General features: G+C 69.4%; 20 protein-coding genes. 10 read left to right on the plus strand and 10 right to left on the minus strand.

What is annotated here, in order from left to right; genetic code table 11:
- Nucleotides 1–78 precede the first annotated feature (78 nt).
- Together ACH49X_RS03765 and ACH49X_RS03770 are read left to right on the plus strand one after the other, a co-directional pair.
- Entirely contained in the window at nt 79–1,578 is a 1,500-nt protein-coding gene (locus ACH49X_RS03765) for a methyltransferase (protein ID WP_357206769.1), read from the plus strand.
- A gap of 195 nt (nt 1,579–1,773) precedes the next feature.
- Nucleotides 1,774–2,742 carry a sigma-70 family RNA polymerase sigma factor gene (locus ACH49X_RS03770; protein ID WP_063021056.1) on the plus strand — a complete coding sequence of 323 codons (969 nt, stop codon included), beginning with the start codon at nt 1,774–1,776 and terminating at the stop codon, nt 2,740–2,742.
- 165 nt (nt 2,743–2,907) lie between these two features.
- Here the strand turns inward: ACH49X_RS03770 and ACH49X_RS03775 are convergent, their stop codons facing one another.
- The 3 genes from ACH49X_RS03775 to ACH49X_RS03785 form a co-directional block, all read right to left on the minus strand.
- Nucleotides 2,908–3,210, minus strand: coding sequence for a DUF4333 domain-containing protein (locus ACH49X_RS03775; RefSeq protein ID WP_195082207.1), 303 nt, complete (start codon nt 3,208–3,210; stop codon nt 2,908–2,910).
- 151 nt (nt 3,211–3,361) lie between these two features.
- Nucleotides 3,362–6,034 carry a GNAT family N-acetyltransferase gene (locus ACH49X_RS03780; protein ID WP_357108002.1) on the minus strand — a complete coding sequence of 891 codons (2,673 nt, stop codon included), beginning with the start codon at nt 6,032–6,034 and terminating at the stop codon, nt 3,362–3,364.
- Complete coding sequence (locus ACH49X_RS03785) at nt 6,027–7,298, minus strand: acetoin utilization protein AcuC (protein WP_357108005.1); 1,272 nt, start codon at nt 7,296–7,298, stop codon at nt 6,027–6,029. Before ACH49X_RS03785 ends, ACH49X_RS03780 begins: the two co-directional genes overlap by 8 nt.
- Nucleotides 7,299–7,507: 209 nt before the next feature.
- On the opposite strand from ACH49X_RS03785, the gene ACH49X_RS03790 reads away from it, so the two are divergent.
- Together ACH49X_RS03790 and galE are read left to right on the plus strand one after the other, a co-directional pair.
- Nucleotides 7,508–8,194 (plus strand): metal-dependent transcriptional regulator, encoded by a 687-nt coding sequence (locus ACH49X_RS03790; protein WP_195082204.1) that lies wholly within the window; start codon nt 7,508–7,510, stop codon nt 8,192–8,194.
- A 3-nt stretch (nt 8,195–8,197) separates the two neighbouring features.
- On the plus strand, nt 8,198–9,178 hold the full coding sequence (galE, locus tag ACH49X_RS03795; protein ID WP_195082203.1) for a UDP-glucose 4-epimerase GalE: 981 nt from the start codon (nt 8,198–8,200) through the stop codon (nt 9,176–9,178).
- A gap of 140 nt (nt 9,179–9,318) precedes the next feature.
- On the opposite strand, the gene ACH49X_RS03800 is transcribed toward galE, so the two are convergent.
- Nucleotides 9,319–10,392: a DUF4192 domain-containing protein gene (locus tag ACH49X_RS03800; protein ID WP_357206771.1), complete on the minus strand. Its 1,074-nt coding sequence runs from the start codon at nt 10,390–10,392 to the stop codon at nt 9,319–9,321.
- A gap of 437 nt (nt 10,393–10,829) precedes the next feature.
- The gene (locus ACH49X_RS03805; RefSeq protein ID WP_323124433.1) at nt 10,830–11,534 is read right to left on the minus strand and encodes a sensor domain-containing protein; all 705 of its coding nucleotides are present in this window, start codon (nt 11,532–11,534) and stop codon (nt 10,830–10,832) included.
- Nucleotides 11,535–11,807: 273 nt separating this feature from the next.
- Between ACH49X_RS03805 and ACH49X_RS03810 the strand changes: the two genes are divergently transcribed.
- From ACH49X_RS03810 to speD, 4 genes are all read left to right on the plus strand, one after another.
- Nucleotides 11,808–12,752 (plus strand): PAC2 family protein, encoded by a 945-nt coding sequence (locus tag ACH49X_RS03810; RefSeq protein ID WP_195082200.1) that lies wholly within the window; start codon nt 11,808–11,810, stop codon nt 12,750–12,752.
- A gap of 70 nt (nt 12,753–12,822) precedes the next feature.
- The gene (locus ACH49X_RS03815) at nt 12,823–15,321 is read left to right on the plus strand and encodes a DUF3516 domain-containing protein (protein WP_357206773.1); all 2,499 of its coding nucleotides are present in this window, start codon (nt 12,823–12,825) and stop codon (nt 15,319–15,321) included.
- A gap of 163 nt (nt 15,322–15,484) precedes the next feature.
- A complete protein-coding gene (locus ACH49X_RS03820; protein WP_357206775.1) occupies nt 15,485–16,600 on the plus strand; it encodes a type III PLP-dependent enzyme in 1,116 nt (371 codons plus the stop codon).
- A gap of 8 nt (nt 16,601–16,608) precedes the next feature.
- Entirely contained in the window at nt 16,609–17,814 is a 1,206-nt protein-coding gene (speD, locus tag ACH49X_RS03825) for an adenosylmethionine decarboxylase (protein WP_195082197.1), read from the plus strand.
- A gap of 96 nt (nt 17,815–17,910) precedes the next feature.
- On the opposite strand, the gene ACH49X_RS03830 is transcribed toward speD, so the two are convergent.
- The 5 genes from ACH49X_RS03830 to ACH49X_RS03850 form a co-directional block, all read right to left on the minus strand.
- Nucleotides 17,911–18,126: a 4-oxalocrotonate tautomerase family protein gene (locus ACH49X_RS03830; RefSeq protein ID WP_195082196.1), complete on the minus strand. Its 216-nt coding sequence runs from the start codon at nt 18,124–18,126 to the stop codon at nt 17,911–17,913.
- A gap of 1 nt (nt 18,127) precedes the next feature.
- The gene (locus ACH49X_RS03835) at nt 18,128–18,865 is read right to left on the minus strand and encodes an SDR family NAD(P)-dependent oxidoreductase (protein WP_195082195.1); all 738 of its coding nucleotides are present in this window, start codon (nt 18,863–18,865) and stop codon (nt 18,128–18,130) included.
- A gap of 70 nt (nt 18,866–18,935) precedes the next feature.
- Nucleotides 18,936–19,526: a TetR family transcriptional regulator C-terminal domain-containing protein gene (locus ACH49X_RS03840; protein WP_195082194.1), complete on the minus strand. Its 591-nt coding sequence runs from the start codon at nt 19,524–19,526 to the stop codon at nt 18,936–18,938.
- Nucleotides 19,527–19,572: 46 nt separating this feature from the next.
- Nucleotides 19,573–20,067: a gamma-glutamylcyclotransferase family protein gene (locus ACH49X_RS03845; RefSeq protein WP_357206777.1), complete on the minus strand. Its 495-nt coding sequence runs from the start codon at nt 20,065–20,067 to the stop codon at nt 19,573–19,575.
- A 41-nt stretch (nt 20,068–20,108) separates the two neighbouring features.
- A complete protein-coding gene (locus ACH49X_RS03850; RefSeq protein WP_195082193.1) occupies nt 20,109–21,017 on the minus strand; it encodes a hydrogen peroxide-inducible genes activator in 909 nt (302 codons plus the stop codon).
- Between the two features lie 176 nt (nt 21,018–21,193).
- Here ACH49X_RS03850 and ACH49X_RS03855 point away from each other — a divergent pair, with 176 nt between their 5' ends.
- Together ACH49X_RS03855 and ACH49X_RS03860 are read left to right on the plus strand one after the other, a co-directional pair.
- The gene (locus tag ACH49X_RS03855) at nt 21,194–21,781 is read left to right on the plus strand and encodes a peroxiredoxin (protein WP_195082192.1); all 588 of its coding nucleotides are present in this window, start codon (nt 21,194–21,196) and stop codon (nt 21,779–21,781) included.
- A 97-nt stretch (nt 21,782–21,878) separates the two neighbouring features.
- Nucleotides 21,879–22,418 carry a carboxymuconolactone decarboxylase family protein gene (locus ACH49X_RS03860; RefSeq protein ID WP_067808928.1) on the plus strand — a complete coding sequence of 180 codons (540 nt, stop codon included), beginning with the start codon at nt 21,879–21,881 and terminating at the stop codon, nt 22,416–22,418.
- Nucleotides 22,419–22,421 lie beyond the last annotated feature (3 nt).

The raw sequence follows: 22,421 nt of genomic DNA on the forward strand, positions 1-22,421 counted from the left end.
GCGCCGTGACACAGCGGGCGTCCGACTCGCGTCCGGCGGTCGCGGTGGCAGAGTACCGGTGTGCCTACGAACCGATCGATGACCACCGGATCGCTGCTCACCGCCTTGTGCCCGGATCTGCGGACCGCGCTCGTGCGGGCGGGCTACGACGCCGACACCCTGCTCGCGGTGCTCGGCGACGCACACGCGGCACTGGGCCGGTCGGAGCCCGTGCCCGTGCGCAGGGCGGCCCGCGCGGCCGGCGAGCTCGGCACCCTCATCCGCCTGTTGCTGCTCGGCGACGCGCTGCCGGAGCGGGAGGTGGCCGTCGCGCTGGCACCCGTGGACATCGACCGCGCGGTCGCCGCCGGCCTGCTGGAGCGCGACGGCGACGAAGTGCGTGCGGCGCTCGACCTGCGGCCGCTGGACGCGGGCGCGGGGACGCGGTGGGTCCTGTCCGACCTCGACGACTCGATGCGGCGGCGCACGCTGACCGAGGATCACGTCCTCGGCGTCGGCCACGCCTCCCTCTCGCTGCTGCGCGCCACGCCCACCCGGCCGGTGGGCACGGTGCTCGACCTCGGCACCGGGTGCGGCGTGCAGGCGGTGCACGCCGCCTCCTACGCGCGGCGGGTGACCGCCACCGACGTCAACCCCCGCGCGTTGTGGCTGGCCGAGGCCACCGCGGCGCTCAACGAGCTGGACATCGAGCTGGTGGAGGGCTCCTGGTTCGAACCGGTGCGGGGCAGGCGCTTCGACCAAGTGGTGGCGAATCCGCCCTTCGTGGTGGGTCCGGGCCGGGTCGAGCACACCTATCGCGATTCCGGTCTCGCGCTCGATGGCGCGAGCGAGTTGGTCATCTCGCAGGCCGCCGACCTGCTCGCCCCCGGCGGCACCGCCGCGATGCTCGCCGCGTGGGTCCATGTCGACGGCGAGGATTGGCGCGCACGTGTCTCGTCCTGGTTGCCCGCGCACGGTGTGGACGCCTGGGTGGTGCAACGCGATGTGGCCGACCCGGCCCTGTACGTGGGCACCTGGCTGCGCGACGCGGGCGCCGACCCGCGCGATCCCGCCGCGCAGGCCCGCGCGGAGCGCTGGCTGGACGCCTTCGAGGCCGCCGACGTGGCGGGGATCGGATTCGGATTCGTCTACCTGCGCGCCATCGACGGCCCGACCGAACTGCTCGCCGAGGACCTCACCCACGGCTTCGACGATCCGCTCGGGGCGGAGGCCATCCGGTACTTCGAGCGCTCGGCCTGGTTGCGAGCCGTCGCCGGTGACGAAAATCTCGCCTTGTCTTCGCGTTTCGCCGTGGACCCGGCGACCGCGCTGGAGCGGGTGTACCTGCACGGCGCCGAGGGGTGGGCGCCCGAGGTGGCGCGGCTGCATCGCGGTGACGGCCCCCGCTGGCAGCACGAAGTGGATGAGACCACGATCTCGCTGCTGGCGGGAATGCGTCCCGAAGGCCTGCCGTTGTACGAGCTGATCGAACTGCTGGCGCTCGCCCACGGATCCGACGAGGTGGGCGCCGAGTTCGCCGCCGACGCGTTGTCCGTGGTCACCGGGCTGGTACGGCACGGATTGATCAAGCCCGTGTGAGGCAACGGCAGCCGCGCGCCGGCCGGTGCAGGTCCTGGCCGGGGATCGTCCCCGCGCTGCGGCGCTTCTCAGGAACTTCTCAGACGAGAGGGGCGAAAACCGCTGATCAGAGCGGTTTATGCCAGCCGTAACGGGGAACTTTCTCCCTGTCGGGTCCGTTTATCGGAGTGAGACACCACCGACAGGAGGCAAGTCATGACAAGCCCCGCCACCACTCGTGTGCGCACCAGCGATTCGGACCTCGACGCTCAGAGCCCTGCCGCCGACCTGGTACGTGTGTACCTGAACGGGATCGGCCGCACCGCACTGCTCACCGCTGCCGACGAGGTCGAGCTGGCCAAGCGCATCGAGGCGGGCCTCTACGCGCAGTACCTGCTGGAGACCGGCAAGCGACTGTCCGCGTCCCGCAAGCGTGATCTGGCGATCATCGTGCGCGACGGCCAGGCCGCCCGGTCGCATCTGCTCGAAGCCAACCTGCGCCTTGTTGTCTCGCTCGCCAAGCGGTACACCGGCCGCGGCATGCCGCTGCTGGACCTGATCCAAGAGGGCAACCTCGGGTTGATCCGGGCCATGGAGAAGTTCGACTACGCCAAGGGCTTCAAGTTCTCCACCTACGCCACCTGGTGGATCCGGCAGGCCATCACGCGCGGCATGGCCGATCAGAGTCGCACCATCCGCCTGCCCGTCCACCTCGTCGAGCAGGTGAACAAGCTGGCCAGGATCAAGCGCGAACTGCATCAGCAGCTGGGCCGCGAGGCCACCGACGAGGAACTGGCCACCGAATCCGGCATTCCGGTCGACAAGATCTCCGATCTGCTCGACCACAGCCGCGACCCGGTGAGCCTGGACATGCCGGTCGGCAACGACGAAGAGGCCCCGCTGGGCGATTTCATCGAAGACTCCGAGGCCACCTCGGCCGAGTCCGCGGTCATCGCCGGCCTGCTGCACCACGATGTGCGCAGCGTGCTCGCCACCCTCGACGAGCGCGAACAGCAGGTCATCCGGTTGCGTTTCGGCTTGGACGACGGCCAGCCGCGCACGTTGGACCAGATCGGCAAGCTCTTCGGTCTCTCCCGCGAGCGGGTGCGTCAGATCGAACGTGAAGTCATGGCGAAGCTGCGCAAGGGCGAGCGGGCCGACCGGCTCCGCGCTTACGCCAGCTGACCGTCCGGCGCCGGCCGTCTCGAGACAGCGCCGGCGTTCGGCTCGGTGACCCTTCCGCCGGGGTCACCTTCCCGCGCCGACCGGTATGCGCGCGTGCCCGTCCCCTCCGGGCGTCGCGCGAGCCGGTCGGCGGTGTCGTATCCCCCGCTTACATCCTTCTCGGCCTCAGCTCTGGTCCACCGCGATGTCGTATTTCACGGTGTCGCCCTCGACGGAGGTCACCGTCAGCAGCACACCGAGGGTGTCCCCGCCCGCGGTGAGCGTGCAACGCATGGTGGTTCCCTCTTTGCCGGTGAGATCGCCGGGGCAGTCGATCGCGTCGGGTTCCTGACCGACCTTCTCGCTGAGCGAGTTCTTGACCGACTTCTCCAAGTCGGCCTCCTGGACTTTCGGAGTGCCGACGCTGACGGAACACGCGGTGAGCGCCGCCGCGAGCAGCGACAAGAGGGCAACACTGCGAATCTTCATGGCGAGCAGGCCTTTCTTTCGGACGAACGTGCCATCCTTCAGATCGCGGCATCGGCGATCGCCCGTTATCGAACCGCTCCGCTGTGACGTGTGCGAGCCGATGTCGCACCCGCGCCATACTCGGGGCAGTTCGCCCGGTCGATCCCCAGGCTCAACCCAGTCGGCGCGGACCGGTGTCGAAACGGCTGGGCTCCGGACCGATACGGGCGCGCGCGTAGAGGATCTCCGCGGAGGTCGGCGAGGCCAGCACCGGATCGAAGGCCAGTTCCCGCATCTCCGGCAGGTCGTCGAACAGGGCCGAAATGCGCTGCGCCAGTTCGGCGAGCGCGGCTTTGTCCACGCGCGGGCTCGCCGGAGTGCCCGACAGCAACGGCGCGGCCCGCGGCGCGTCGATCAGGGCCGTCGCCTCATCGGCGGTCAACGGCAGCGCGCGGTAGGCGCGGTCGCCGAGCAACTCGATGATCAGGCCTGACAGGCCGAATTCGATCACCGAGCCGAACGACGGGTCGTCCTGCACGCGCAGGATGCAGCCGACGCCTTTGGTGGCCATCCTCTGGATATGCAGCACCGGATCACCGCACAGCTCCGCCAGATCCGCGTATCCCTGCCGGACCGCTTCCGGTCGCCACAGATCGAGGCGGACGCCGGTGAGATCCGGTCTTCGCCGCCACAATTCACCCGTCGCCTTGGCCGCTACCGGATAGCCGAGTTCTTCCGCGGCCGCCACCGCCTCCTCCGCGCTGCGCACCTCGCGGAACTCGACGACCGAAATGCCGTAGCAGGCGAGCAGTTCCACCGTCTCCAGATCGGTGAGCCGGCGACCGCCCGAGCCGGCCATCCAGCCGGCAACCAATCGGCGCGCGCGGTCGGTGTCGATGCCTTCCGGACGCACCACCGGCGAGACCGGCTTGGTTCGCCACTCGGCGTATCGCCGCACCCTGGCCAGCGCCCGGGCCGCGCGTTCCGGATCCGGATACGACGGGATGGAACCGTGCGCCGCCGTGGCGCCGGGACCGCGCACCGCGAGCAGGTTCGGAATGCCCTGCTCGGCGACGAACGTGGTGAGAATCGGCTTCGTCGCCTCGGGCACCGCAGCGGCCGCCGCCCGGATCGCGTCGGCGAATCCCGCGGTCGGCAGCGGCACCGGAGGGGCGAAAACGACGATCACGGCGTCTGTCTCGTCCGAGCGCAGCGCCGCGACCAAGGCGTCCAGATACGCGCCCGGCGTCGCCTGCGGGCCGAGGTTGATCGGCTCACCGACCTCGAGGCCTTCCCCCTGGGCCGCGTCGACGGCAAGCCAGTTCAGCGCCGTGCTGTTGCCGACCACCGTCAGCCGCGAGCCGCGCGGCAACGGCTGATAGCCGAGCAGAGCGGCGCAGTCGAACAGTTCGGAGATCGAGTCGACCTGGACGATTCCGGCCTGGGCGAACAGGTCCCGCACGATCGAACGATCCATGTCCCCCGCGGGCTGGGCGACCGAGCGGCCGCTGCTCACCGCGACGATCGGCTTCGTCCGTGCCACCCGGCGCGCGATCCGGGAGAACTTGCGTGGATTGCCGAAACTTTCCAGGTACAGCAGCACCACATCGGTGTCCGGGTCGCTGTCCCAGTACTGCAACAGGTCGTTACCGGAGACGTCGGCGCGGTTTCCAGCCGATACGAATGTCGACAAACCGAGATTGCGGGCAGCGGCCTCCCCCAGAATGGCCGCGCCCAACGGCCCGGACTGGCAGAAGAATCCGATTCGTCCGCGACCGGGCAACACCGTGGCGAGCGTCGCGTTCATGGCGACCGCCGGGTCGGTGTTCGCGATGCCGAGCGCGCTCGGCCCGACCACACGCATGCCGTGACCACGAGCGGCCGCCACGAGTTCGCGTTCGGCCGCCAGCCCCTGTTCACCGGTCTCGCCGAAGCCCGCGGTGAGCACCACGAGTCCTTTGACGCCCTTGGCCATACAGTCGTCGAGCACCGACCCGATCGCCGCGGGCGGCACCGCCACCACGGCGAGATCGACCTCGTCGGGAATCTCCCTGACCGTCGCGTATGCCCGTACCCCGCGCACCGACTTGCGGTTCGGGTTCACCGGGAACACCGGCCCCTGGAACAGGCCCGACAGCAGATTCGCCAGCACCGCCCCGCCGACCCGCCCGGTCGCGGGGGTGGCGCCGATCACCGCCACCGACCGCGGCGTGAGCAGGTTGCCCACGCTGCGCGCCTCCGACGCCCGTTCGCGCGAATCGCGCACCGACAGCAGGGCTTCGGTGGGGTCGATGGCGAACTCGAGATGCAGGACCGACCCGTCCCGGCTGCGCTCGACCTGATAGCCCGCGTCCCGGAAGACCGTCACCATCACGGTGTTCTCCGCGAGCACCTCGGCGACGAAGGTCTCGATCTTGTTCTCGGCGGCGGCGCCGGCCAGATGCTCCAGCAGGATCGAGCCGAGCCCGCGGCCTTGATGGCCGTCCGCGACCACGAACGCGACCTCCGCCGCCCGCGGTCCGTCCCGTTCCAGCAGTTCGTAGCGGCCCACCGCCACGATCGCCTCGCCCAGTTCCAGCACCAGGCCGACCCGGTCGTGATAGTCGACATGGGTGGTGCGATACAGGTCCTTCGGCGAGATGCGCGGATACGGCCCGAAATACCGCAGATACCTCGTGCGATCCGACAGCGCCCCGTGGAACTCCTGCAGCCGCTCGGCATCGTCGGGAATGATCGGGCGCAGCCGGACGACCCCACCGTCGGAGGCGAGCACGTCGGCGAACCAGTGTTGCGGCGGCGGGGGCGGGGCGGCGGGAGTGTCCGCGGTATCGGGGAAGTCAGTCACGAGGATCCTCCGGGTCCAGACCCAGCAACCCGAAAGTCGCTCGGCGGGTGGCCAGCACGGCCGTGTCGACGGCACGCTGGGCGCGATCGACCCGCGCGTCACCGGTCTCACCGGTACCGCCGGGGCCGTCCCATGGACGGTAGGCGACGTCACCGCCGTCGCCCATGGTGAGGGGCGGGTCCGCCCTCGGCGCCGCCGCGCGGATCATGTCGCTCCAGTCCGGTGGGATCGCCGTCGCGGGGTCGATGGTGCGGTCCAGCGCGGTGGCCAGCAGGTGGGTCCAGGCCCGCGGCACCACCCGGACCAATCCGTATCCGCCACCGCCTACGGCCAGCCAGCGGCCCTCGGCATAACGGTCGGCCAGCTCGCGCATGGCGCGGAAGGCCGCGCGCTGTCCGTCGACGGTCAGTTCCAGGTCGGCCAGCGGATCTTCGCGATGGCTGTCCACCCCGCACTGGCTGACCACGATCTGCGGGCCGAACGCGGCTACCGCGCCCGGGACCACGGCGTGGAAACCGCGCAGCCACTGCGCGTCCCGGGTACCGGGCAACAACGGCAGGTTGATCGAGGTGCCCTCCGCCGCGCCCACGCCCGTCTCCTCCGGCCAACCGGTGTTGGGCCACAGGGTGGCCGGATGCTGGTGCAGCGAGATGGTCAGCACCCGCGGGTCGGCGTAGAAGGCCCGTTGCACGCCGTCGCCGTGGTGCACGTCCACGTCGATGTAGGCGATGCGGTCGAATCCGTGGTCGAGCAGCCAGGAAATGGCCACCGCCGGATCGTTGTACACGCAGAAGCCCGCCGCCGAATCGGCCATGGCGTGATGCATGCCACCGCCGATGCTCACCGCTCGCGTGGCGCGGCCCTCGGCGATCTCCCTCGCCGCGGCGAGGGTGCCACCGACGATGGTGGACGCGGCCTGGTGCATGCGGGGGAACACCGGATTGTCCGGGGAACCGAGGCCGTAGGGCGGCGCGGCGGGCGAACCCATCGGCGGCACGGCGCGTTCGACCGCGTCGAGGTAGTCGGGGGTGTGGATGCGCAGCAGATCCTGACGGTCGGCCGCGGCGGGTTCGAGCACTTCGACGCCGTCGAGCAAGCCGAGACTCGCCGCCAGCGCCATGGTGAACTTCAGCCGCGCCGGCTGCATCGGGTGCTCCGGAGTCCAGCGATAATCCAGGAACCGCTCGCTCCAGACGACGGTTCCGGTGCGGCTCGTTCCGAGCGGAATCGGCGCCCGAGGTTCGCCGCGCGGTGCAGTGGCCATGATCGCAACGCTAGCGGGAAGCAAGGAACCCCGCGAAACGTTCCTATGCAGTACAAATACAAGAAAGTACGCTCACGGCCGCCTGCCGTGCGCCGATCGGGTTCCCGCGATGTCGCCGGAGGTGTCGTGCGCAGCGTGGAGCGGCACGATCCGGCACACGGGGGTGCCGTCGTGCGTGGGTAGAATTCGTGCCGACGAAGGGGTAACAGGTGAAGGATCTGGTCGACACCACGGAGATGTATCTCCGTACCATCTACGACCTCGAGGAGGAGGGCGTGGTGCCCCTGCGCGCCCGGATCGCCGAGCGCCTCGAACAGAGTGGTCCCACCGTGAGCCAGACCGTCGCGCGCATGGAACGTGACGGTCTGCTGCTGGTCGCCGGCGACCGTCATCTGGAGCTGACCGAGAAGGGGCGCAGCATGGCCGTCGCGGTCATGCGCAAGCACCGGCTGGCCGAACGGCTTCTCGTCGACATCATCGGCCTGGACTGGCAGAACGTGCACGCGGAGGCCTGTCGCTGGGAGCACGTGATGAGCGAGGACGTCGAGCGACGTCTGGTCGAGGTGCTCAACCACCCCACCACCTCCCCGTACGGCAACCCCATCCCCGGCCTGGACGAACTGGGCATCATTCCGCCGGTGACCGCCGACGAGACGCTGCTGCGCCTGTCCGACCTGCCGCACGGCCAGCGGCACGCCGTCGTCGTGCGCAGGCTCGCCGAGCACATCCAGACCGACCCGGAGGTCATCGGCCGCCTGCGCGAGGCGGGCGTGGTGCCCGACGCCCGCGTCACGGTGGAGACGAAGCAGGGTTCGGTGATCATCACCGTGCCCGGCCACGACGGCTTCGAACTGCCCGACGAGATGGCGCACGCCGTTCAGGTGAAGCTGGCCTGACCCATGAAACTTCTCGTCACGGGTGGCGCAGGTTACGTCGGCGGCGTCTGCGCGAAGGTCCTGCTGGAATCCGGCCACGACGTGGTCGTGGTCGACGATCTGTCCACCGGTAATGCCGACGGTGTGCCATCCGGCGCCCGGTTCGTGCAGGGCGACGTGGCCGTCGCCGCGCCCGAACTGCTGGCCGCAGAACCCTTCGACGGCGTGCTGCATTTCGCGGCGCAGTCGCTGGTCGGCGAGTCGGTGCAGCAGCCGGAGAAGTACTGGCACGGCAATGTCGTGAAGACCTTCGAACTGCTGGAGGCGATGCGGCGCACGGGAACGCCGCGACTGGTCTTCTCCTCCACCGCCGCGGTCTACGGGGAGCCGGAGCGGGTGCCGATCACCGAAGACGCCCCGACGCGCCCGACCAATCCGTACGGCGCGTCGAAGCTGGCCATGGACCATGCCATCACCTCCTACGCGGTCGCGCACGGGCTGGCGGCGACCAGCCTGCGCTACTTCAACGTCGCGGGCGCTTATGGCGGCCTCGGTGAGAACCGTGTCGTGGAAACACATCTCATCCCGCTGGTTCTGCAGGTGGCGGCCGGGCATCGCAAGGCGATCTCGGTTTTCGGCACCGATTGGCCCACCGCCGACGGCACCGCGGTTCGCGACTACATCCACATCCGCGACCTCGCTCAGGCCCATCTGCTGGCTCTGGCGACCGCGGAGCCGGGCGCCCATCGGATCTACAACCTCGGCAGCGGCACCGGATTCTCGGTTCGCGAGGTGATCTCGGCGTGCGAGCGCGTCACCGGGCTGCCGATCGCCGCGCAGGACGCGCCCCGCCGTCCCGGCGACCCGGCGACGCTCATCGCGTCCAGCGAACGGGCCATCGCCGAACTCGGCTGGCGGCCCGAGCACAACGATCTCGACGAGATCGTCACCGACGCCTGGGCGTTTCTGCGATCGCTCGGCTCCCGCGCGCACAGCGCGAAATAATCCGCGTACTGCCCGAGTCGGCCCCGCACCGACTCGGGCCGCCGCGACGACATGAGCGCTCCGGAGCCGCAGCGCCCGACGTTCGGACGTAACGCTGCGCGCCGCCACCGCCTCGGTGTCGCGGGCCTGCATATCCGGCTTCACGGTGTCGGTTCCTCGAGATCGACACCGAGCCCAGCGGCGGTTCGGTAGCCGCTGTGCGCGAGGCGACGCAATTGTTCCGGGCGCATGCCCAACCGCAGCGAGGTATCGAGCAGCATCGCCATCGGATGTCCCGGATCCGCCTCCAGCGCGGCTTCCAGCGCGATGCCGGCCAACGGTCCGTCGCCGCGGACGTAAGCGCTGTAGCCGAGCAGGGCGGCGGCCTCGGCCCGATCCGTGCCGGTCAGCGCGCGGGTCAGCGCCGCCCACACCGCCTCCGCGGCGGCGGCGTTGTCGCCGACGGCCAAGGCGAACATCGTGTCGCGCACCGTCCGATCACGCAGGGCTGCGGCGATGTTCGCGAGTTCGGGCGCCAACAGCGCGGCGCCGGATGCGGTGTTGGCGATCTGCCACAGCACATGGTCCAGCGCTTGCCTGCTGTATCCGATCGGATCGCCACGACGCGCGGCGCGCGCATAGCGTTCGCCCGCGCGCGCGAGCGCGTCCGTCAGGTGCGCCGCCACCTCGGCGCGCGCGAGCGGGTCCGGCGCGACCAGATCGGTGAGCTCGGCACGCGAACCGCGGATCGGCCTGCCGTCCAGCACGTGGGTCAGGGTCACCAGGGAAGCCGCAGGATCCCGCAGCACCCCGCGCCGCTGCGGTCCCGCCAAGGACCACCAGCGCTGACCGGCGGCGATCGCGCGCACCGCCCAGACTCCCGCGAGCGCGATATCGCACGCCGCGAGCCGCCTGCCGAGCGAGCCGACCAGCACGTCGAAGCGCCCGGTCGCGCACTCCGACCGATCGGCGCCCGGCTCGACGGCGCGTTCGTCGACGACGACGGCCATGACCTCGGCCGCTTGGTCGTGCGCGCAGATCCGCGCGACCGCGGCCGCCAGCGTCGCACCGCGCACACGCCTGCCGCCGGGTGAATCCAGATCGAACCGCACCGCCGCGTCGACCGTCGCACCGCCGGACGCGGCGGGCCGCAGGACGAGCACGACCACCGACCGTTCCGGGGTGAAGCCGAGCATCGCCGGTACCGCGGCGATCAACTCCGCCGGATCGTCCACGCACACAACGTGATCCGGAACACCGTGAAACTGCGGCGGATCTTCACGGCAACGGGTGTGCCGCGCTCGTCCCCCGAGGTTCCACGCACCTGGTCCGTGCGCCGGCGGGCGCGAAAGCGGGTGCGGCGCGCCGATAGCGGCGGGCACGGCGCCCGGCACCGCGTCGGAAGAATCGCGGCCGGGTGGATGGCCGAGGCCTGAGTCCGGCGGCGATTCCTCACCCGTGCCGGTATGTCCGGCATCGACGGGCTCGGGGGTTCGAAACGGGTTCGCGGAAGTCGTCATGCATCGACCATGCGACTCGGCGGCTGCCGGTCGTCGGCGCCGACCTGGCGATTCCGCCGCCCTGGGGAGACCGCTTCGCGCTGTGCACGAATCGACCGAACACAACGGCGGACCGGTGACCCGTGTCGGAGGCTCCTGCTATCGTGCCGTCGCTACTTTTCGCGCACTTTGCGCACCGCGGTGGCGAACAGAGCGTCCAGCGCCGCGGTATCCGGTTCGCCGTCGGCGAACGACATGTAGGTCACCGAGATTCGCACGTCCCCCTTCTGCGCGACGTGGGTGCGCATGGATTGGGTCAGCCTGGCGCCACCCGACTCCGGTCGCACGGTTCTGCGCAGTGAAAGGGCGTCGTCGGCCTCGATCTGCGGCGGCGAGGCCGGCTCGGACGTCACGGTGGTGGCGGCGCCCGCCCGGTTCACCCGCACCGATCCGCACTGCTCCAGCCGGGCGCGCAGGGTGGCCAACGGCTCGCCGGTGCGAGTCAATTCGACGGTCAGCGTGGCGCGCGTCGCGTCGTCGGTGCCGACCGCCATCGCCGTGTGATCGGGCCCGAAGTCCTGCTGCGGCGGCACGCAGCGGCTGGGCTGGACATTCGCGCCGCGGCCCATGCCGTCCAGGTCACCCGCCGCCTGGGCCACCGCCTCCTGGGGCAGCACCACCGCCGTGTACGGCGCGGGGAACTGGCCCGGATCCGGCAGCAGAGTCGGCAGTTCGGCGCTCACGTGCCGGGTCACCGCGGTGGGCGCCCACGAGACGGGGCGCCCCGGCACCGTCGACCCGCATCCTGCGAGCAGCATCGCGAACACGACGGGCGCCACCCGGCCCAGCCGCACGCGCCTCGAATCCGCCACGGTCACACCCCCACTGTGCCGTACTCCCCGGGTCCGGTCGGCGATGCCACGCCGCCGGGCCGGGAATGCGCGGCCCACCGATGCTGTTGGCTCGGAGTGAGGGTCGGTGTCCGGCCGTGCGCGGTGGCCGCCACGGTATGGGGGACAATGGACACGGTCCCCGGTTCGGACGACTGCTCGTCTAGCGCCACCAGCAGTGGCGAACGATCGAGCAGGCAACCACACTGGCGCGTGAGGCACATGTCCGGGCCGCAGGAGCCGCGCAGGAAGGAGTACGCGATGGACTACGAGTCGCGAATGTACGAATTGGAGTTCCCCGCTCCGCAGCTGTCGTCCGCCGACGGCGCGGGCCCGGTCCTGGTGCACGGGCTGGAAGGTTTCACCGACGCAGGGCATGCGGTGCGGCTGGCGACCACGCACCTGCGCGAAAGTCTGGAAAGCGAGCTGGTCGCCTCGTTCGACGTGGACGAGCTGCTGGACTACCGGTCGCGGCGTCCGCTCATGACGTTCAAGACCGATCATTTTTCCGATTACGCCGAGCCGGAACTCAACCTCTGGGCACTGCGCGACACCGCGGGGACGCCGTTCCTGTTGCTCGCGGGCCTGGAGCCGGACCTACGCTGGGAGAAGTTCACCACCGCGGTGCGGCTGCTCGCCGAACAGCTGGGGGTGCGGCGCAGCATCGGCCTCAGCGCCATTCCCATGGCGATTCCGCACACCCGCCCGCTGGGCGTGACCGCGCACTCCTCCAACCGCGACCTGATCTCCGAGCACCAGCGGTGGCCGGGCGAGCTCCAGGTTCCCGGCAGCGCGTCGTCGCTGCTGGAATTCCGCATGGCGCAGCACGGTCACGAGTCGGTCGGCTTCTCGGTGCACGTGCCGCACTACCTGGCGCAGACCGCCTATCCGGAGGCCGCGCAGACACTGCTGGAGAACGTCGCCGACAACGCGGGCCTGGAGTTCCCGCTGGCCGCGCTCGGCGAGGCCGCCGCCAGGGTGCGCGAACAGGTCAACGAGCACATCGCGGGCAACGTCGAGGTGGAGACCGTCGTGCACGCGCTGGAGCGGCAGTACGACAGCTTCGTCACCGCCCAGGAGCGGCAGTCGAGCCTGCTGGTGGGTGACGGCGAGCTGCCCAGCGGCGACGAACTCGGCGCCGAGTTCGAGCGTTTCCTCGCCGAGCAGAGCCGCTATCAGGGCGACGACGAGGGCGATCAGGACTGACCCGGCCCGGCCGCCGGATCCGGATCGCCCCTGCACGCGTGCCCGCGGACGAGGCCGTAGGGTGGTCGGAGTGGATCTGACCGAACTGCTCGACATCCCGGGGACCGACGCCGACGCGCTCTACGAGTCGTTCGGCATGTGGGCCGCCGAGCAGGGCACCCCGCTCTACCCCGCGCAGGACGAGGCGCTGCTCGAGTTGGCGTCCGGATCCAACGTCATCCTCGCCACGCCAACCGGTTCCGGTAAGTCACTCGTCGCGGTCGGCGCGCATCTGTTCGCCCTCACCCAGGGACGGCGCACTTATTACACGGCCCCGATCAAGGCCCTGGTGAGCGAGAAGTTCTTCGCTCTCTGCGATGTCTTCGGGGCCGAACGCGTCGGTATGGTCACCGGCGACGCGGCGGTCAACCCGGAGGCGCCGATCATCTGCGCCACGGCGGAGATCCTGGCCAACCTGGCGCTGCGCGAGGGGGCCGACGCGGATGTGGGCCAAGTCGTGATGGACGAATTCCACTTCTATGCCGACCCCGATCGGGGATGGGCCTGGCAGGTCCCGCTGCTGGAGCTTCCCCGCGCCCAGTTCCTGCTCATGTCGGCCACCCTCGGGGAGGTCGATTTCTTCGCCCGTGATTTGGAGCGCAGGACCGGCCGCTCCACCGCGATCGTCGCGGGCACCGAGCGCCCCGTGCCCCTGACCTTCTCCTACGCGCGCACCCCCATCACCGAGACGCTCGAAGAGCTGGTCACCACCCACCAGGCCCCGGTGTACGTCGTGCATTTCACCCAGGCCGCCGCGCTCGAGCGCGCGCAGGCGCTGACGAGCGTGAATTTCGCGACGCGCGCCGAGAAGGACGCGATCGCCGAGGCGCTGGGCGAGTTCCGGTTCGCCGCCGGTTTCGGCAAGACGCTGTCGCGGCTGATCCGGCACGGCATCGGCGTGCATCACGCGGGCATGCTGCCGAAGTACCGGCGGCTGGTGGAGCGCTTGGCCCAGGACGGCCTGTTGAAGGTGGTCTGCGGCACCGACACCCTCGGCGTCGGCATCAACGTGCCCATCCGAACGGTGCTGCTCACGGGGCTGACCAAGTTCGACGGCGTGCGCACCCGCAGGCTCAAGGCGCGCGAGTTCCACCAGATCGCCGGCCGCGCGGGCCGGGCGGGTTACGACACCATGGGCACCGTCGTCGTGCAGGCTCCCGAGCACGAGGTGGAGAACACCCGCCTGCTGGCCAAGGCGGGCGACGATCCCAAGAAGCAGCGCAAGGTGCAGCGGCGCAAACCGCCGGAAGGCTTCGTCTCCTGGAGCGAGGAGACCTTCGACCGCTTGGTCGCCGCGCAGCCCGAGCCGATGGTGTCGCGTTTCACGGTCACCAACGCCATGCTGCTGAACGTGATCGCCCGGCCGGGGAACTGCTTCACCGCTATGCGCCATCTGCTCGAGGACAACCACGAGCCGCGTCCCGCCCAGCGCAAGCACATTCTGCGCGCCATCCGGCTGTATCGCGCGCTGCGTGATGCGGGGGTGGTGCAGCAACTGCCGGAACCCGACGCGCAGGGCCGTCGCGCCCGCCTCACCGTCGACCTGCAGCGCGACTTCGCCCTCGATCAGCCGCTGTCGCCGTTCGCACTGGCCGCGCTGGACCTGCTGGACAAACAGTCCCCGAGTTATACCCTCGACGTGGTGTCGCTCATCGAATCCACGCTGGAGGATCCGCGCCAGCTGCTGATGGCCCAGCAGCACAAGGCGCGCGGCGAGGCGATCGCCGAGATGAAGGCCGACGGCATCGACTACGACGAGCGCATGGAGCTGCTCGAAGAGGTGACCTGGCCCAAGCCGCTGGCCGAGCTGATCGAACCGGCCTACGAGACCTACCGCGCCGGTCATCCCTGGGTCTCCGAGTTCGCGCCCGCGCCGAAATCGGTGGTGCGCGACATGATCGAGCGCGCCATGACCTTCGCCGAGCTGATCTCCTTCTACGAGCTGGCCCGCTCCGAGGGCGTGGTGCTGCGCTACCTCGCCGACGCCTATCGCGCGCTGCGGCGCACCGTGCCGGAGTCGGCCCGCACCGAGGAGCTCGACGACATCACCGAGTGGCTCGGCGAGCTTGTGCGGCAAGTCGATTCGAGCCTGCTCGACGAGTGGGAGCAACTGACCAACCCGGGCGCGGAGACCGACGCCGACCAGATCGCGTTCGGCGCCGAGACCGTCCGCCCGATCTCGGCGAACGAACGCGCCTTCCGGGTGATGGTGCGCAACGCGATGTTCCGGCGGGTCGAACTGGCGGCGCTGCGGCGCTGGGACGAGCTGGCCGGACTCGGCCCCGGCCCGGACTGGCCGGAAGCGCTCGCGGACTACTACGCGGAATACGAGCGCATCGGCACGGGCCCCGACGCGAGGGGCCCGCAACTGTTCCAAGTGGAACGAAGACCCGGATTCTGGCACGTGCGGCAGGTGCTGGACGACCCGGCGGGCGACCACGGCTGGTCGATCGACGCGGTGGTCGATCTCGCCGAGTCCGACGCCGCGGGCGAGGTCGTCTTCGACGACGTCACCGTGTCCGCCGGCTGAGCCCGCACCGCGTACCGGCCCCCTGTCCCCGCAGGTCAGCGGCTTCTTCGTACCGGAAGGACGGGGTTGCGCGATCAGGTGGCGAATCCAGGTTTCGACGGATTCGTTTCTGGGTAGAGGCCGCTGATACTCTCTCCCCCGCTGCCGAAGCGAAAGATCAACTATGCCCGAATCGCCGTACCTTGTCATCCATCCCGAGCGGGTCCGCCGGAATTACCGCGCGCTCGAGGCCGCCCTGTCCCCTGGCACGGGCGCGCGGACGAGGATCCGTTTCGCCGTGAAGGCGAGCCCTGTGCCGGAGATCGTGTGCCTGCTCGACGAGGAAGGCGCGGAATTCGACGTCGCCAGCATCGGTGAGATCGACCTGTGCCTCGGGCTGGGCGTGGCGCCGGAGCGGCTGTGCTACGGCAACCCGATCAAGAAGGCCGCGCACATCGCCCGCGCCTACGCCATCGGGGTGCGCCGTTTCGCCTTCGACACCGAGGACGACCTGCTGCGCATCGCCGAGCACGCGCCGGGCTCGGAGGTGGAGTGCCGGTTCCTCGCCTCGGCCCCGGAGTCGCGTACCCCGTTCGGCACGAAGTTCGGCTGCAGTCCCGGCGAGGCGTTCCGGCTGCTGGTCCGGGCCAGGGATCTGGGCCTCGTGGTCGCAGGGCCGTACTTCCACGTCGGCTCGCAGCAACTGGACCCCACCGCGTGGCGGATCGGCATCGAACAGGCGGGCCGGATCGCCGAGGCGCTGGCCGACAAGGACATCTCGGTCGGCTCGGTGAACATCGGCGGCGGATTGCCGATCTCCTACGCCGACCCGGCGCCCGCGCTGGATGAGATCGCCGCGGTGGTCAACCACGCCGCGGCCGAATTCCTTTCCGGGAGCACCGGATTGGTCGTCGAACCGGGCCGGGCGCTGGTCGGTTCGGCGGGCACGATTCACGCCGAGGTCGTCGGCGTCCGCACCGCGCCGGACGGCAGGCGCTGGGTATATCTCGACATCGGCCGCTACAACGGCATGGCCGAGACCGAGAACGAGTACATCGCCTACCGGTTCGTCACGGATCGGGACGGCGACCCCGTCGACGAGGCGGTGGTGGCCGGTCCGACCTGCGACGGCGACGATGTACTGTATCAACGCACGCGAGTCCTCCTACCGACCACGTTGCGAGCCGGTGATCGCGTTCGAATCCTCGACACCGGCGCCTATACCGCGAGTTATTCGTCGGTGTCCTTCAATGGTTTTCCGCCCTTGACCGTTCATGTCTCGGGCGCTGAGCGAGAGTGAGTTTGCCCATGACGGCGGAATTCACCGGTTGGCATGTGCTGGCCGAGTTCGGTGGTGTCGACGCAGCCCTCTGCGACGATCTCGAACGACTCGAATCGGCGTTGCGTGAGTCTCTGATCGCGGCGGGCGTCACCATCTGCGATGTCGTACACAAGAAGTTCGAACCGCAGGGGGTGACCGTCCTCGCGCTGTTGTCGGAGTCCCACGCCTCGATTCACACTTATCCGGAGTCCGGCGACATCTTCGTCGACGTCTTCACCTGCGGCAGCATCGGCGCCGGCGCCTCCAAGGCGGTCGAGCTACTGCGAGACGCGTTGGCGCCCAAGGATGTTCGCATGCAGGTCATCCGCAGGGGACACGGCGGTCAGCGGATCGAGGAGCCGGTGGGGGCGGGCCTGACCCGCATCTGGGATCTGCACGAGGTGATCGTCGACACCAACACCCCCTTCCAGCACATGGTCATCGCGCGGACCGAGCAGGGCATCAGTCTGTTCTCCGACGACGACCGCCAGTCCACCGAGTTCTCCCAGCTCACCTACCACGAGGCGATGATGGTGCCCGCCTTCGTGCTGGCCGAGAAGCTGGACAAGGTGCTGATCATCGGCTCCGGCGAAGGCGTGGCCAGCCAGATGTCGGTCGCCGCGGGCGCCACCCTCGTCGATCATGTGGACATCGACCAGCTCGAGGTCGAGTTGTGCGCCGAGCACCTGCCCTACGGCTACACCAGCGACGAACTGGCCGCCGCCGTCAAGGGCGAGGGCCCGATCAAGGTGCACTACGCCGACGGCTGGGATTTCCTGGCCGAGGCCGAGCGCGCGGGCACCCGCTACGACGTCGTCGTGATCGACCTGCCGGACGAGCGCGTCGAGGACGCGCAGCACAACCGCCTCTACGAGGCGGAGTTCCTGTCGCGATGTCGTGCACTGCTCGCACCCGGCGGCGTGCTGTGCGCCCAGGCCGGCTGCGCGACCATGTGGCGCAACGAGACGCTGAAGCGGTCCTGGCAGCGTTTCCACGAGCAGTTCGGCACCGTGGTGCACTACGGCAGCGACGAGCACGAATGGTCGTTCCTGTTCGGCCTGGTCGACCGGATCGACGACCCGGTGGGCGGGATGACCGATCGCCTGGCCCGGCTGCCCTACAAGCCCGAGACCATCGACGCCAGGGCGCTGGTGCGCGGCGCCATCGAACCGCACGCGCTGCGGGTCCAGTGACGCCCGAATGCGCCGGCTCCGGATCCCGGGACCGGCGCATTCGCTACAGCGGTGTCGCGAGACACGCGGCGACCGTCGTCATGACGGCACGGTAGGTCAGGACGGCGACGACCGCTGCTGCTCGCGCCACTGTTCGACGTCGACCCCGCCGACGCCCCAGTTCGACAGCGCGACTTCATCGATCACGACGTAAGTGCTCGCGGGCGATTTGCCGAGCACGTCGTGCAGCAGATCCGTGACACCCTTGATCAGGCGCGCCTTCTGCTCGCGGGTCACGCCTTCGTCGGTGACTTTGATGTTGACGTAAGGCATTTCAGGCCGCCCTTCCAGAGATGAACCCGCCGTCGACGGGGAGGATGTGTCCGGTGGTGAAGGCCGCGTCGGCGAGATACAACACCGCGGCCGTCGTTTCGGCGACTTCGCCGATGCGGTTCAACAGGGCGAGCCTGCCCGATGCCCGCTCGTCGCCGTCGCCGAACAGCGGCGTGCGGATGATGCCGGGCGCGACCGCGTTGACCCGGATGCCGTCGGCGGCGAGTTCGGCGGCCAGAGCGGTGGTCAGCGCGTGGATACCGCCTTTGCTGACCAAGGCCGCGGAGGCGGGCAACCCGGCGAGGGCGTGATCGATCAGCACGGTGCCGATGTTCACGATGCTACCGCCGCCGGCTCGGGTGAGAAACTGCCGCACCACGGCCTGCGTGGTGAAGTAGGTGCCTTTGAGGTTGCCGGTCAGATACACGTCCAGGTCCTGCTCGGTGACCTCGACGAACGGTTTGGCTCCGAAGACGCCCGCGTTGTTGACCAGCACGTCCACACCGCCGAACCGCTCCACCGCGACGCGCACCAAGGCCGCTCCGGTCGCGGCGCCGATATCGCCCGGCACCGCGGCCACTTGCTCCGGCGCACCGAGTTCGGCGGCCACCCGGGTCAGTTTGTCCGCGTCTCGGCCGTTGAGCACGACGTTGTCGCCGCGTGCCACGAACGCCCGCGCGATATCGCGCCCGATCCCGCTGGAGGAACCGGTCACGATGACGGTCTTCGCCATAGTCATCCCTTCTTCTATACGACCGGTCGTCTTGGAACAGGCAGCCGAAGACGCCGGACAGTCGTTGCGCCCGGATTCAGGGCAGGAAATAGTCGCCCAGCAGGCGATCGAGACACTTGCGCAGCGGCGTGAGGGTGCGCTCCATCTTCATCCTGATCACCGCCCCTTCCCAGGATTCGAGCAGCAGATCGGCCAGTTCGACCGCCTCGATATCGGCACGGATCATGCCGAGGCGCTGGCCCTGCGCGAGTTGCTCGGCGACGCGATCGCGCCAGGCCAGCCACGCCGCCGACAGCGATTCCCGCAGCAGCTCACTGCCTTCCAGCTCGCCCCCGAGATTCGCGATGAGACAACCGCCGGTGAAATCGGCCGCGACGAAGTCGTCCATCAGCCGCCCGAAGAATGCCAGCAATCCGCTCACCGGGTCCGGCGCCGAACCGAACGCCTCGGTGAGATTTCGCTGCACGCACACGGAGTGATGCTCGATGATGGCGCGGCCGAAGCTCTCCTTGCTGTCGAAGTAGTTGTAGAACGAGCCCTTCGGCACACCCACCTTGTCCAGGATCTGTTTGATCCCGGTGCCGTGATAGCCGTTCGTCAGGAACCCGGCGGCCCCTTCTTCGACCAGAAGTCGCCGGGTGTCCTCGCTGCGTCGCGGTCGCGCCATGCGCTGAATATACGACCGGTCGTCTTGGAATTGCAACAGCTGTGCGTCATGCTCCAGGGTCCGACCACCCGGGTCCGGCCGTATCGGAGAAGCTCGCAGGCTCCTGCCGCCACCGGGCGGACCGGGCGGTGAAACCCGCGAGATGCTCGGCGGCGAAGCGGTCCCGCTCCCAGTCCGCCGGGTCGGCCGCCACCGTCCAGACGTAGGTCCACACCGGCACCTTCCGGCCATCGACGCGCACCCGGCGCAGGTCGTATTCGTCGTCTTCGAACGCGTCGAGGATGGCCCACTCCGTCGCGGTGAGGCCGCTCAGCACGGCGCCGCGGGCGCGCCCGTGCGCCGCGGAGACCAGTCCCGGATACAGCCGCCGCGGCAGCGTGGCAGCGCGCCAGCCGGTCAGCTCGGCTGGTTCGAGCGACGGCACCCGCCCGAGCAGCGCCGTCAGCACTTCGGGAAATTGCAGCGTTCCGTAGACGAACAGCGCGTGATCCGGCCCGAACAGGCGGGCCAGCCGCCCCGCTCCCAGCGCCGCTGATGCCAATTCGCCTCCCCTCTCGTCGCGGTCCCGTGCTCCCCGCACCGCTACATCGGCCGCTGGGCACGAATGATGGCGGCCAGGTATTCGTAGTCGTCGGCGCGGGCGCTGGACGCGCGGAAGACCAAGCCGATGGTGCGGCCGGGGGCGGGCGCGGAGAAGTGCGCCACGTCCAGCGTGGCGCGGGCGGTCTCCGTGGCGACGGCCATCTGCGGGATCAGCGTGACGCCGAGCCCGCCCGCCACACACTGGACCACGGTGGACAGGGACGCGGCCCTGGTGTCGCCGACGGCGGCCGGATGCACGTCGGCCGAACGGCATGCCTCCAAGGTCTGATCGCGCAGGCAGTGCCCCTCGTCGAGCAGCAGCAGCGGCTGGGCGTCCAGTACCGACGCCGCGAGGTCGCCGCGCCCGGCCAGTTCGTGGCCGCGCGGGGTGACCAGCACGAATTCCTCCGAGTACAAAGGGATCTCGACCAGGCCCGGCATCTCGGTCGGCACCGCGAGCAGGGCGACGTCCAGCACGCCGGTGCGCAGCCCGTCCAGCAGACGGGCGGTCTGGTCCTCGATGATCTGCGGTCGCAGCTCGGGCAGCCGCTTGCGCAGCTCCGGCAGCAACCCGGGCAGCACATACGGGGCGACCGTCGGGATGATGCCCATCCGCAGCGTGCCGCCGAGCCCGTCGCCGGTGGCCGAGGCGACGAAACGGTCCGCGGCCTCCAGCGTGGCCATTGCCTTGGGCAGCAACCGCATCCCCGCCGCGGTCACCAGCACGCGCCGGGTGCTGCGTTCGATCAGCTGGAGCCCGAGCCCGTGTTCCAGGGCGGCGAGCGCCTGCGATAGCGTGGGCTGACTCACACCGAGCCGCGCAGCCGCGGTGCCGAAATGGCGATATTCCGCGATCGCCACGAACGCACGCAGCTGTGACAGGGTGGGCTGATAAGTCTGATCAGTCACACCTATCAGTGTAGTGCGACTGATCACCTTTACCTTTTACCGCCCCTTGGGCAAGATCGCCCATGAGCTTTTCACCGGCGGTGTGAGTGCTGGGTCCGAGTCGGTGGCTCTTCCGGCCGCAACGGTCCCGCAATACCGCAGAACACAGTTGGCAAACAAATGACGAGGAGATGAGCATGGCCCTGCTGACCATCGGCGACCAATTCCCGGCATACAACCTCACCGCGGTCATCGGCGGTGACCTGTCGAAGGTCGACGCTCAGCAGCCCGACGACTACTTCACCCGGATCACCAGCGACGATCACGCGGGCAAGTGGCGGATCGTCTTCTTCTGGCCGAAGGACTTCACCTTCGTGTGCCCGACGGAGATCGCCGCGTTCGGCAAGCTCAACGACGAATTCGAAGACCGGGACGCCGTCGTGCTCGGCGCGTCGGTGGACAACGAGTTCGTGCACTTCCAGTGGCGCGCGCAGCACGAGGACCTCAAGACCCTCCCCTTCCCCATGCTTTCGGACCTCAAGCGCGAACTGGCCACGGCCACCGGCGTTCTGAACGCCGACGGCGTCGCCGACCGCGCCACCTTCATCATCGACCCGAACAACGAGATCCAGTTCGTCTCCGTCACCGCGGGTTCGGTGGGCCGCAACGTCGACGAGGTGCTGCGCGTGCTCGACGCCCTGCAGTCCGACGAGCTGTGCGCCTGCAACTGGAAGAAGGGCGACCCCACCATCGACGCGGGCGAGCTCCTGGCCGCCAGCGTCTGAAATCCCCGGCGTCTCCGAGCCTTCGGATACACCCACCCCATACCACTAGAACCGACCTGGTCCCCGCGGGGACCGCTTCGAGTAGAGGAATCGCCGAATGAGCATTGAGAACCTGAAGAACTCCCTTCCCGAGTACGCCAAGGACCTCAAGCTCAACTTGTCATCCATCGCGCGCACCACGGTGCTGAACGAACAGCAGCTGTGGGGCACCCTGCTCGCGTCGGCGGCCGCGACCCGGTCGACGACCACGCTGCGCGAGATCGCCGAGGAAGCCGCCGACGTGCTGTCGGCGGAGGCGTACAACGCCGCGCTCGGCGCCGCCTCGATCATGGGCATGAACAACGTGTTCTACCGGGGCAAGGCATTCCTCGGCGGTCGCTACGACGACCTGCGGGCCGGGCTGCGCATGCAGATCATCGGCACGCCGGGCGTCGACAAGGCGGACTTCGAGCTGTGGTCGTTCGCGGTCTCCTCGATCAACGGCTGCGCCCACTGCCTCGAGGCGCACGAGCACACACTGCGCGAAGCGGGCGTGTCCCGCGAAGTGATCTTCGAATCGCTGCGCGCCGCCGCCATCGTGGCCGGTGTCGGCCAGGCAGTTCAGTCGACCGAGGCACTCAGCGCGGCCGCGATCTGATTT

Origin of the sequence: Nocardia sp. NPDC019323, from assembly GCF_044389845.1 — a bacterium.
GTDB lineage: Bacteria > Actinomycetota > Actinomycetes > Mycobacteriales > Mycobacteriaceae > Nocardia > Nocardia implantans.